The sequence below is a fragment of the Rossellomorea sp. LjRoot5 genome (assembly GCF_964253455.1).
In the GTDB taxonomy this organism is placed as follows: domain Bacteria; phylum Bacillota; class Bacilli; order Bacillales; family Bacillaceae_B; genus Rossellomorea.
In genome coordinates this window covers 3,435,361-3,447,952 of record NZ_CAXUQN020000001.1, presented here as the reverse complement: position 1 = coordinate 3,447,952, position 12,592 = coordinate 3,435,361, and the positions used below count along the sequence as shown (strand labels likewise).

8 protein-coding genes and 1 riboswitch are annotated in these 12,592 nt (G+C 45.2%); of the genes, 7 read left to right on the top strand and 1 reads right to left on the bottom strand.

All coding sequences use genetic code 11. The features are described from left to right. Positions 1-251 precede the first annotated feature (251 nt). A complete protein-coding gene (asnB, locus tag ACSQ2E_RS17550) occupies positions 252-2,075 on the bottom strand; it encodes an asparagine synthase (glutamine-hydrolyzing) (protein ID WP_435994617.1) in 1,824 nt (607 codons plus the stop codon). A 405-nt stretch (positions 2,076-2,480) separates the two neighbouring features. On the opposite strand from asnB, the gene ACSQ2E_RS17545 reads away from it, so the two are divergent. The 7 genes from ACSQ2E_RS17545 to ACSQ2E_RS17515 all read left to right on the top strand — a co-directional run bounded on the left by ACSQ2E_RS17545 (position 2,481) and on the right by ACSQ2E_RS17515 (position 12,287). Next, entirely contained in the window at positions 2,481-3,029 is a 549-nt protein-coding gene (locus tag ACSQ2E_RS17545) for a hypothetical protein (RefSeq protein ID WP_435992616.1), read from the top strand. A gap of 130 nt (positions 3,030-3,159) precedes the next feature. Further along, on the top strand, positions 3,160-3,492 hold the full coding sequence (locus ACSQ2E_RS17540; protein WP_435992614.1) for a hypothetical protein: 333 nt from the start codon (positions 3,160-3,162) through the stop codon (positions 3,490-3,492). Between the two features lie 160 nt (positions 3,493-3,652). Beyond that, positions 3,653-5,692 carry a DUF4179 domain-containing protein gene (locus ACSQ2E_RS17535; protein ID WP_435992612.1) on the top strand — a complete coding sequence of 680 codons (2,040 nt, stop codon included), beginning with the start codon at positions 3,653-3,655 and terminating at the stop codon, positions 5,690-5,692. 196 nt (positions 5,693-5,888) lie between these two features. Then, positions 5,889-7,796 carry a PTS mannitol transporter subunit IICBA gene (locus ACSQ2E_RS17530; protein WP_435992610.1) on the top strand — a complete coding sequence of 636 codons (1,908 nt, stop codon included), beginning with the start codon at positions 5,889-5,891 and terminating at the stop codon, positions 7,794-7,796. An 86-nt stretch (positions 7,797-7,882) separates the two neighbouring features. Further along, positions 7,883-9,952, top strand: coding sequence for a BglG family transcription antiterminator (locus ACSQ2E_RS17525; protein WP_435992608.1), 2,070 nt, complete (start codon positions 7,883-7,885; stop codon positions 9,950-9,952). A 5-nt stretch (positions 9,953-9,957) separates the two neighbouring features. Further along, entirely contained in the window at positions 9,958-11,097 is a 1,140-nt protein-coding gene (locus ACSQ2E_RS17520; protein ID WP_435992606.1) for a mannitol-1-phosphate 5-dehydrogenase, read from the top strand. Between the two features lie 542 nt (positions 11,098-11,639). Beyond that, positions 11,640-12,287 (top strand): 2OG-Fe(II) oxygenase, encoded by a 648-nt coding sequence (locus tag ACSQ2E_RS17515; protein ID WP_258262828.1) that lies wholly within the window; start codon positions 11,640-11,642, stop codon positions 12,285-12,287. A gap of 118 nt (positions 12,288-12,405) precedes the next feature. Next, a riboswitch (Lysine riboswitch) is annotated at positions 12,406-12,582 on the top strand. Positions 12,583-12,592: the final 10 nt, after the last annotated feature.

Below are 12,592 nucleotides of genomic sequence, written 5' to 3'. Positions count from 1 at the left end.
TACACTCATTTATAGGTATATTATTCCATTTTCTAGGGGGATAGGCAAGATAAAATAAATGAGGATAAACTTCAGGGAATGAATCAATCCTGCTACCATTAGCCTGGTTGGACATCCGATAGGCAATAATCTTACATACTTCTACAACTATTTCCCCGGAAATTGATAAATACTTATACAATTCGACGCAGCACCAGCCCCCATGAACAGGAAAAGGAGCCAGGGGGGCCTGTCCCCACGGCTCCTTCAGATTATATGGCCACTTTAATATTGTACTCTTTCAACCATCCATTCACTTGGATTAAATAATCCAATAAACCTTTTACACTGGAATCAGGAAGGCTGCTTTCTCCTGCACCAATCTTTCTGACAGCCTCTACGTCGATCAACTCAAGAATCGGGGAAGAAGGATCATCCAATATGGAAGTCATCCACTTCTGGACTCCTGCGAGATACGCATCATCCTTCGTACTAGGGTAGGCGCTCTTCCTTCTATTCCGCACATCATCGGGTAGATATCCTTCAAACGCACGGCGTAAGATACCCTTTTCGATGTCATCGATATTCTTCATCTCGAACGGGATATTCCACAGGTATTCCACAAGGCGGTAGTCACAGAAGGGTACCCGGACTTCAAAGCCCGTCATCATGCTTGCCCGGTCTTTCCGGTCGAGCATAAAGGGAAGGAAGCGGGTGATGAACATATATGACATCCTTCTTTGCTTCGCTTCAACATCGCTTTCCCCTTCTAATAACGGTAGCTCTGCAAGTGCTTCCTGATAGCGCTGCTTTTGATATTTCTTGATGTTCAGCTTATCTTGCAGGTCTTTCTTCAGGACACCGGCGATCCCTCCGATATTCAGGAGCCACGGGAACACATCGGCATCGAGGAACTCCTCTTGATGGAACCACGGATACCCGGAGAACACTTCATCGGCGGATTCCCCAGACAATGCGACGGTGGCATCTTTTTTCATTTCCTTAAATAAAAGGTAGAGGGAGGTCTCGATTTCGCCGACTCCCGGCATGTCCCTTGCACGCATAGGGGTGAGGAGGTTATCTACTAGTTTCTCCGCATCAAATACAATCGAAGTATGATCCGTCCCGACATGCTCTGAGACCCTCTTCACCCATGGTTCATCAAGGTCGCGTCTCAGGAAGTCTTCCTTGAAGCTTTCTTCATTGTTCACGAAGTCAATGGAATACGTCGGAAGTGATTTGTTGTCCTTTTTAAATTCTTTCCCGGCGATGGCCGTCAGTCCACTTGAGTCCAGGCCGCCTGAGAGCATGGACACGAGTGGTTTATCTGCGATTAACTGCCGTTTGACTGTATCCTCGAGCAGTTCCCGTATCGTACGGACCGTTGTCTCTATATCATCGGTATGTTCTTTGCTTTCAAGCTTCCAGTATTGTACGGTGTTTCGATCATTTTTGGTGATAGTCATATAATGGCCAGCCCGGACTTCTTGTATATTTTTGAAAATGGCTTTTCCAGGTGTCTTCATCGGACCAAGTCCAAATACTTCAGATAAGCCTTCTGTATCAATTTCTGCCTGAACGTCCGGGTGGGCAAGTAAAGCTTTGATTTCCGAGCCGAACAGTATCCTGTTTTCTTTTAACGTATAAAATAAGGGTTTCACCCCCAAATGGTCACGACCGAGCATGAGCCTTTCTTGTTCCTCATCCCAGATTCCAAAAGCGAAGATGCCGTTAAAATGATGGACGCAATCTTCGCCCCATTCAAGGTAAGCATGCAGTAGCACTTCTGTATCGGAGTTCGTTGTAAATTGATGATTCTTCTCCGTAAGCTCATTACGCAGCTCCAGATAATTATAAAGCTCTCCATTGTACGTTAAAGCAATCGTGTTCTTACCGTTTTGATAGAGCATCGGCTGTTTACCGCCATCCGGGTCGATGACGATTAATCTGCGGTGCCCGAGGGCGGCATGACCTTGCAGCCAGCTTCCTTCTGCATCCGGTCCCCGGTGCTCAATGACATCGGTCATGTTTTTCAGTGTCCGTCCCTCATTGGTAAGGTCTCTTGACCAATCAATCCAGCCTGCAATTCCACACATATTCCATACGCCTTCTTTCTTAGAGTTCATTCATGGTGAGCGCTCACCATGAAATGGATATTATCTATTGGCTATATCGATCCCTTTTACGGAGTCAGTTTAAATGGTAAATCTCTTCTTCAGCGGACGTCAAAGGATTGCGGCTGACTTCTGTGAAAAAATGTAAAAGGTCATCGGTTCCTGTCAGTTGATTCCTAAAAATTCATGTCCTTTGCCTTATAAAAGGCAATGTGTTCTGAAACAAGGTACGTCGGCTCTAGAACGTGCGTTTACATGAACGCTCTTTTTTTATAATTCCATCATCCTTTGTTTGAAGTCAATCTATAAAGGGAATTACCTCTATTATAGAGTGAATTTGGTGAGGTATGCCCTTGAATAAAATTCACCGTAGAAGGAGGGGGCGCCATGCAATTCGTCAAGATGATCCGTTTCCATCACAATGGTTTCACATGTGGATCACCTACCAAACATAAGGAAAAGGATCCGGTTTTCATCAACCGTGTAGTCCATAATTTGTTTCATACCGGCCAATCCATTTACACGACAGAAATAATTTTCCCGAAAGAGGTAGACCGTGACTGGTACGGTTGTTTCTGCTATTTGGAGGAGAATACCATGCAAGCGTCAGGTATGAGGACGATAGGTTTTCTTCCCAAGGAAAGCACCATATGGGTGAGGAACATAAGCCATGTCGGTGAGGGCATCCCATACTACAATCGTTCCCTTCATCCGTTGGCGGAAGAGGAATCCGGCGAGAGAGAGAATATAACTACCGACACATGGGTGAAGATGAGTGTGGAGGATGCATTGGAGCGAACCCGTCTTTGGAAGGAGAAGAGTATAAACCTGCCTGATTGGGTCACCGAGTGCTATCTGACGGAGCTCCAGGTGAATAGGTTGATCTATCCTTCCACAAATGAAAAGGTGATGGAGTTTTGGTTGAGTAAAAATTAACATATTGGAGTGTCTGCCTGTACCATTTTTTTGTTATACTACATAGTAGTTAATCTTACAATCTAAGAGGACCTAAAAGTGTAACGATCTTTCGTTCACTATCTATGTAATATATAAAAGGGGAATTCACTTGAAATTTGAAGAATTGAGTCCGGATCTTGTGGCACTATGTCAGACAGCTGATCATTTTCACATGGCAGAAACCGTGATCGGCAGTCCATTAAGAGGATTAGATATCCTTTCGTTGAAGGGGATAGATCGTAAGAAGAACCTTCCAGCCGACGTGACCAACCTGTTGATCATCTATTTCTTTACAGAGGTGAAAGGCACCGTCTATCACCGGAACGCCCTGGCTAAATTGTATAATCACTGGGTATCGAATGAAGTGTTTACCTTTTCTAAAGCACAAGAGATGGTGAAGTTGGATATGCAATCCCAGTTGGGTGAAATCGATCGATTATAATATGAAGAAGAAGGTCTGGATCCAATGTGATCCGGACCTTCTTTTTGTATAATCGATGTAAAATATCAGATGACTCAATCAATTTTCAAGAAAAGGATTGTGAAGTATTGGGAATTTTGAAATAATTACTAGTAGGAAAATGGAAGGAGGGAAGACAGCTATGGCGAAATTGGAAACCGGTACCGTACCGGTCAGCAGGACATATGAAAGGGAATTGGAATCGATCATTGCCCGGTTCGAAGAGGAGAAGCATTCGTTCTATGCACTGGGCCGGGTTTACTCCAAGCATCATCAAGAAATGGAGGATCTTTTTTTTCGCTCGATTATCCGCCTGGAGGATGAGGCACGTAAAAGGAAGAATGCTCATTCGGGTACAAGGATTTTTCTGGAGGAGTGTCAAGAGGAATCCGTACATTCTTTGGGTTCAGATGATGACCCCTTTCACCCATTTCATCATCTGGAATCAGCTGAAAAAGAAGCGGTGGCATTAGTCTATATGAAAGGGTGCGACCAGGATGTGGCCGCCCGGATACTTGATATTCCGATTGATGAAATGCAATCCCGCTTATTCAGAGGCATACGGAAGCTTCGGGAAACGATGGGGAACGCCCCTGAGCTTGAAGGCTGCCATGAATATCAGAAGCATTATCTGGCTTACTTGGGAAGAACCATGGATCGACCGGAAAAGGTGGATTTTGAAATACATATATATCATTGCACGGATTGTCAGGAAGACCTCGCTTCGTTTCAGGAAGTGACCCTCGCACTTGCCAAATTGGCAGAAGAGACTCATCTCCCGCCAGATGTCATGGAGAAAGTCAGAAAAAGGCTGGATCAAAGGGAAGCAGAGAGACAGAAGCGGAGAAAGAAACGGAAATCGATTCTGCTTTCCTTCGCGGGAGTGTTTGTACTCCTGATCGTTGCAGGATTTGTCACAGGTGGGTTTGCAAGCCTCTACTATTCTTACACGGAAGAAGATGAACAACTGCGAGCGATTCTTCAGCATAATCTCGGTGAACGTCTGAACCTTGAAGCAGAGAGTGACGGAGTGAAGGTCACGATTAAGAGTGTTGTCGCGGATGACGTGCAGACGCTCGTCTTTTATGAAGTAGAAGATCTCAAGGGAGAAAATCGTTATCTGATGAACCCTTATGAAGGAGTCATCATCGAGAACGAATACGATGTCATGAAGAGGGACGAGCAATCCAGTTTCTACTCTCCTCCCCGGGATCAAGAAAACCTACATAATGATAAGAAAAATGTCTATAGAGGAACCATCAGTCTCCAGCCGGTCTCAGTGGACGAGGGGACGATAAAATTACAGATTGTACGACTCATGCAATTAAACGAAGACCCTTCATCCGGTGAATTAATCGGCGGCGGGGAAATGAGATTTGCCGAAGGGGGCTGGAGTTTTGAGATTCCATTCGAAAAGAAGCCATCCCGTGTCCATAAGCTGGATAAGAAAATGGAAGTGGCAGGCATTCCCGTCCGTTTGGATCAAATGATGATTGCCCCGACCGCAACGGTTCTTGAATATAGCTTTCAGGAGCAAGAAAAGGAAGGGCGGATCGACATGATGACCTTTGAGTCGATTGAATCGAAAGATAAAAAATGGAAGGCGGATCAATTCGGAGGCATGATGTTCGGTGGATATTCAGACAATGAGGGATGGAATTCCTTTAAAACAGCCTTTGACACACTCTATTTTGATGATCCTAAGATAGTGACCATCCGATTTGGATCGGCTCATCTATTTGTAAAGGATCAAAAAGTCATTGAACTCGATGTAAATAAAGAGTTGCCAGATACTACTGAGTATCTCGGAAACACGATCACCATCGACGACATCAAAATCGGTAGCCCGACACAAGTGACCCTCACACACGATTTGCCGAAAGACCGTGAGTATGAAAATGTGAACTATATCTATTATCGGACTGCGGAAGAAGAGGAAGATTACTACTCAATCGGTGTAAGTGGCGGCGATGGCATATTGATGGACAAAGAGGGCCAGATGTACGAGCCGGGGTCATATGAGTACGAGAAAATAGAGGAGCCACGTTACTTTGAAACGAAACAAACCATTGATTTTTACAACGATGGCACAAATGATGACGTCATACCGACCGAGCTTGTGATAGACGGCTACAGCACCACCCAATACCTGGACGATTGGGTGAAGGTGAAGCTGGATTAACCGGGTGAAGGGAACAGTACAATGCTGTTCCCTTTTTTCTTGGTCCTCCAAGGGAATATCTTCCCCAATCAGAGAAACAATAGGTTTGTCGTCACCAGGGTGACAAAGTTAGTTTTCATCATTCTTGAAACCTCCATGCTGTAAGGCCTATCATTAAAATAAGAAATCATTATCTATACATGAAAGGATGAGAGAAGTGGCGCAATCCAATATGAAAGTTGCGGTACAAAAATTTGGTAACTTCCTCAGTTCTATGGTTCTGCCGAATATAGGCGCCTTTATCGCTTGGGGTTTAATTACAGCGTTGTTCATACCAACTGGGTTCTTTCCAAATGAAAGCCTTGCCAAACTGGTCGGGCCGATGGTTACGTATCTGTTGCCGTTATTGATCGGGTATACAGGAGGTAAGCTCGTACACGACCAGCGTGGTGGTGTCGTGGGTGCGATCGCGACAATGGGTGTCATTGTCGGTGCACCGGAAACACCGATGTTCTTAGGTGCCATGGTTATGGGTCCTTTGGGAGCATATGTAATCAAGAAGTTTGACGGATTGATCGAAGGAAAGATCAGAGCAGGGTTTGAAATGCTCGTGAATAACTTCTCAGCGGGTATCCTGGGAGGAATCCTGGCGATTCTGGCATTCTTAGGTGTCGGACCTGCCGTAGATGCCTTCACAAGTCTACTTGTTGAAGGTGTGGATTGGCTCGTAGCAGCTGGACTGCTTCCGTTAACAAGTATCCTGATCGAACCGGCGAAGATTTTATTTTTAAATAATGCCATTAACCACGGTGTCCTGTCACCAATTGGTTTGGAGCAGGTTCAACAGGGTGGAAAATCGATTCTATTCCTATTGGAAGCAAACCCGGGACCAGGTCTTGGTGTTCTTTTAGCCTTTATGTTCTTTGGAAAAGGAACAGCGAAGCAATCGGCGCCGGGAGCAGGAATCATTCACTTCTTTGGTGGGATTCATGAAATCTACTTCCCGTACGTATTAATGAAGCCGATGCTGTTCATATCCGTCATCCTTGGTGGAATGAGCGGAGTATTTACTCTTGTTTTATTAGGTGGAGGACTGGTATCACCAGCGTCACCTGGTAGTATCATCGCGATTACCGCGGTTACACCTCCTGAAGGAATGGCGTATCTGGCTAACTTTGCAGCGGTCCTTGTTGCAACAGTTGTGTCCTTCATCGTGTCTGCCATCGTCTTGAAATCAAGCAAAGCGACAGACGAAGATATTGAAGGCGCTACAAAGAAAATGCAGGAAATGAAAGGCAAGAAGAGTTCCGTTGCCGGACATGTGAGCAATGGGACAATGCCTGAAGAAGTGAACAAAATCGTCTTTGCCTGCGATGCAGGGATGGGATCAAGTGCCATGGGTGCTTCCCTCCTGCGTAAGAAAGTGAAGGCAGCAAATCTGGATGTCAGCGTCACGAACACCTCCATCAGTAATCTTCCATCAGATGCACAAGTGGTCATCACACAGGAAGAATTGACGCCTCGTGCGAAAAATAAACTTCCGAATGCGTATCATATCTCAGTGGATAACTTCTTATCCAGCCCTGAGTATGACAAGCTGATCGCGAGTCTTCAGGACGGGATCACGAATGAACAGGCAGAGGTTGTCGAAGAGGCAGAGGAAGAAGCGGTGAACGCCGAACCGAATGCAGATCACGATGATGATCTACTGCTTGAAGAGAACATCTTCATGAATCAGTCATTTTCCACAAAAGAAGAAGCGATCCGTTTCGCTGGAGAAGCTCTTGTTAAAGCAGGATATGTGGAAGAAAGCTATGTAGATGCTATGATTGATAGAGAAGGAATCACATCTACGTATATGGGTAATAATGTATCGATTCCACACGGTACGGAAGACGCGAAGAAAGCCGTCATCAAATCAGGATTCACCGTCGTTCAAGTTCCAGACGGCGTCGACTTCAACGGAGAGAAGGCGAAGATGATCTTCGGTATCGCCGGTAAAGACGGTACACATCTTGAAATCCTGTCTGGCATCGCCGTTGTCTGCTCAGAGCAGGAAAACGTCGACCAGATGGTTCGGGCGAAGTCAGCCAAGGAACTGAAAGACATCATCAACAGCAACTAGAGTAATCATTCAGAAAGGCGGGATCCCTGCCTTTCTGTTCTCATTTCTTTTGGAAAAAAGCTCATGATAGGGAAAGAGGGGGAAGGATGTTTATTACATCAAGGGAAAAATCCATTATAGAATTGATTGTAAAAACATCTGGGAAACATACCGTTTACTCTCTTTCTGCGTTTTTGAATGTGAGCGGGAGAACCGTACAGCGAAATTTGAAATCAATCGAAAGCATTTTAAAACAGTTTCATTTGGAATTAAAGAGGACGGCTAATGAAGGTCTGTTCATCGATGGGAAGAATGAGCATATCTATCGTTTAATACAAAATCTTGCGGATGTGCATCCGACCGACGAAACCCCTGAGGAACGAAAGCTTAATCTCCTGATCATCCTTCTGCACGAAGGCCCTTCTTTTAAAAAACAGGTCCTGGCACGTCAGCTCGGAATCAGCGTGACGACCTTGTCTTCTTATCTGGATGAGCTTGCCGATTGGCTACAAAAATATGGGATCACCCTGACGAGGAAACGAGGGGTTGGGGTGGAGCTTGTGGCAGAAGAAGCCGACAAGCGTCATGCCCTGGCAAGTTTTTTCCTCGTCCATTTTTATGAAGACATTATCGAGGCTCTTTATGGGATGCAACAGGGTCTTCACCTTGATGAACCTGTTCTCGGCTATTTCAAACCGGACTATTTACTTGCCGTTGACAAAGTAGTGAATCATCATTTGGCAGACGAGCAGATCACGTTAACGGACAGCGATTACATCGGTCTTGTCGTGCATATCTGCCTGACCGTCCAGCGAACCGAAGAAGACTTCGGATTACAGCAAAGGGAACCATCTGAAGAAGAGGCACTGGGTGAGTTCCAGTTGATGGACATGATATGCCGGGAACTGAAACAGCGGCTATCCGTTTCAATCAACCATCTGGACGTCCAATTCTTGACGGTCATTTTGAAAGGATCAAAGGTGCAGGATCCAGAAGTCGTTTACTATGACAGCATCCTCCTTGGGCATCTCATCAAAAATGTCATCAAGGATGTGTCTGAAGACCTCCACGTGGATCTGTCCGATGATTTTTCCCTGTTTCAGGGACTCCTTGCCCATATGGGACCGTCCATCTTCCGGTTGCAGCAGGAGCTTGATCTTTTTAATCCTCTGACGGATGAAATCAGGAAGAAGTATCCGGTCTTATTTTTAGCGGTGAAAAAGAGTCTGGAAATGGAGTTTAAGGATATCTCGTTTCCTGATGATGAGGTGGCGTTCATCGTCCTTCATTTCGGATCCGCCATGCTGATGAATGAAGAAAAGGTCAATATTCAAGCCGTAGTCGTATGTCCGACAGGAATCGGGACGTCCAAGATGCTCGCCAGCCGCATCCAGCGGGAACTGAGCATGATCAATAAGGTTGAAATTCTTTCGATAAAAGATTTCCAGACAGCGAATCTTGAGGAGTACGACATTGTCATTTCTACAGTCAGGCTTCCCTTTACTGAAGTGGAGTACATTCTGGTGAGTCCACTATTGAGTGAGAAGGACATCGGATTCATACAAAGCTACCTGCAGAATAACGTCGAGAAGCTGACGAGGAAAAAATATTTGAAACCATCACCGAAGTCTGATGGGAAAGCCGAAGTGAGAATGCTCCTTCAGGAGATTAAAGACGTCCATTCCAGCATGGAAGCCATTCTTACCAATTTTCGCGTGTACAGAAAGCAGTCGACGGGAAATCATGTGAGGATCCTTAGTGAAATGGTCGACCAGGTGAACCGGGACGGACTTCTTCAACAGCCTCGAGCGGTCCTGGACCAACTGATGGAAAGGGAGAAGAAAGGCGGACTAGGTATCCCGAACACGAATATGGGGCTTTTCCATTGCCGGGATGACAACGTAAATAAACTGATCTTCCAGGTGGCCCATCTGGATGAACCTTGCAAGATCAAGGGGATGGATGGTGCGGAGATGGAGATGAAGAGCCTCCTCCTGATGCTTGCCCCGGAAGTATTGAGCAGGCGGGAACAGGAAATCCTCAGCCTGATCTCTACAAGCTTAATCGAAGATCATAGATCGATGATGATTTATTCGTCCACGAATGAAGCGATCATCCTGAAGAAACTGGAAGAAATCTTTCTGGACTACTTACAAACTAATTTGATAAAGGAATGATGATGTTGAAACAAGCCGTACATTTTGGAGCAGGAAACATAGGCAGAGGGTTTATCGGAGCATTGTTTTCCCAATCAGGTTACCACGTGACCTTTGTCGATATTGCGGAACAAGTAATCAATAAACTGAATGAAGAAGGACGCTATGAGGTGAAACTCGCAACCGAGTCGATGGAAACGGAAACGATCGAGAATGTGTCCGGCCTGAACAATCTTCATCAGGAAGAGGATGTGATCGACACGATCGGCCGCTCCACTTACTTGACGACGGCCATCGGACCGAACATCCTGCCACGGATCGCTCCACTGATCGCAAAAGGGATCGCTAAGCGAGTGGCTTCTTCAGAAGAACCGTTATACGTGATCGCATGTGAAAACCAGATCGGTGCAACGGATATTTTGAAAAAGCATATTTTAGAAAATCTTGATGAAGAAACGGTTGCAAAGCTTGAAGGCAAAGTCTACTTCTTCAATTCAGCGGTGGACCGCATTGTACCGATGCAGGATCAAGGTTCTTTGGACGTCCTCGTTGAACCATACTATGAGTGGGTGGTTGAAACGACGGAAGAAATCCCGCCTGTTGTAGGAATGACGATTGTTGAAGATCTTGCACCATTCATCGAGCGGAAGCTGTTTACGGTGAACACGGGACATGCTGTCATTGCTTACCTTGGATATCTGAAAGGGAAATCTACCATTGATCAGACATTAGCCGATGACGAAATCGCTGTACAAGTGAAGGAGACGTTGAAAGAAACAGGCGCCTATCTTGTGAAGCAATATGGTCTCGATGAAAACGACCACCTTGCTTATATTGATAAAAACATCGAACGCTTCAAAAATGCCTACTTGAATGATGACGTCACCCGTGTGGGACGCGCGCCGATCAGGAAGCTTGGTCCCGATGACCGCTTGATCCGTCCGACCACCGAAGCCCAAAAAGCGGGATTGTCTTATTCGTATCTCGCCAAAGCGATTGCAGCAGCGTTACTGTTCGACAATCCTGAAGACGAACAAGCCATGGAAATCCAGAGCATGATCAACGAGCACGGCCCTGCTCATGTCTTGAAAGAAGTGAGCGGACTGGATGCGAATAGTGAAATCGTGAAGGAAGTATTGGTTCAGTATGAAGCATTGAAGAAATAAATTGATGGACTGTCGGATGGGATCCGGCAGTCTTTTTTGTTCTTTTTAGAAGGTTATATTTTCAGACCATGTATTTGGTAAATAAAAAATGATGAGGAAGACGTTTACGACAATGGTAGTAAAAAACTAAACCTTAAAGTTGATTGGAGCGGAAGGTGCTCGACTCCTGGGCTCTACTCACGCCCCGCGGAAAGCGAGCACCTGGAGTGGAAATCAACCACTACTCGTTTTATTATAAAGGTTTCCATACGTGTCCTTTCTGTGACACCCTCCAACCCACTCCAATCCTACACCTGAGTCACCCACATTATTTTTCAGGGGAAAAAGAAAAAATAAAGATAGAATTCCCCTCATCCCGGGTGTAAAATATAGTAAAATACACTCTCATACTTTGACATCCAGGAGGAAACAACCGAATAAAATATACAGTTATGCCTATTGTTGCTATCACTTTTTCGAGTCTGGAAGATTTAAAGAATGCTTCCACTAATATAAGAATTCAGAATGTTAAAAATACGATAAGAGGTTGATGAAAGTTGGCAATGAATACGACTGAAATAGCTGTAAAGGAACAAACGATTTTTCACCACACCGGGAATAAGATCAAGACGGAAGACCGGGATATCCAGATCATCGCGAAAATGGAGGAGCCCCTGATCGTCGTGCTTGGCAATGTACTGAGTCATGAAGAATGTGATGAACTCATCCAATTGTCAAAAGACCGTGTCGAACGCTCAAAAATCGGGAATACAAGGACAGTCGATGGACTGAGAACAAGCAGTTCTGTATTTTTAGAAGAAAGTCATGACGTCGTGACACGAGTTGAAAAGCGAGTCTCTCAGATTATGAATATACCCGTTGAGCACGGGGAGGGTCTTCAAATCCTGAACTATAAACCGGGTCAGGAATACAAGGCCCACTTCGATTTCTTTTCGGCATCGGCAAGGCCGGTGAAGAACCCGAGGATCAGTACCCTCGTTATGTATTTGAACGACGTAGAGGAAGGCGGGGAAACTTACTTCCCGAAGCTGAATCTCTCTGTTTCTCCACAAAAGGGAATGGCGGTTTACTTCGAATATTTTTATGATAATCAAGAATTGAACGACTTGACGCTCCATGGCGGCGCACCGGTTGTCATCGGGGATAAATGGGCTGCGACCCAGTGGATGAGAAGGCAAGCTTTTAAGTAATGGAAAGGAGGAGTAACCCAAGGGTGGGATGCTCCTCCTTTTTAGAACATTCAAAAACCAATTGACATCCATTTCAAGAGAATGATATAGTTATTCCAATAAAAATATACAGTCACTCTCTGATAATAGAGGCGCGAGAATGATGAGTACCTTCTTTGAGAATAATGGATTCCGGGATAAGTTGGGAAAGGCAGATCGCCGAAGCAGAAAATAGCCAATTCTATTTTTTGTTGGGCCAGCATTGAAGAAATGCTGGACTGTCACAATGCAAAAGTTGTGGAGCACTATTGAAGAGATGTTAATAC

What these genes read in the sequence shown, in the direction of transcription:
- asnB (WP_435994617.1), bottom strand. Translation starts at nt 2,075, where the DNA reads ATGTGTGGAATTGCAGGCTGGATTGATTGGTCAAGAGACCTTACCAAT.
- ACSQ2E_RS17545 (WP_435992616.1), top strand. Translation starts at nt 2,481, where the DNA reads ATGCAATTCGTCAAGATGATCCGTTTCCATCACAATGGTTTCACATGT.
- ACSQ2E_RS17535 (WP_435992612.1), top strand. Translation starts at nt 3,653, where the DNA reads ATGGCGAAATTGGAAACCGGTACCGTACCGGTCAGCAGGACATATGAA.
- ACSQ2E_RS17525 (WP_435992608.1), top strand. Translation starts at nt 7,883, where the DNA reads ATGTTTATTACATCAAGGGAAAAATCCATTATAGAATTGATTGTAAAA.
- ACSQ2E_RS17515 (WP_258262828.1), top strand. Translation starts at nt 11,640, where the DNA reads ATGAATACGACTGAAATAGCTGTAAAGGAACAAACGATTTTTCACCAC.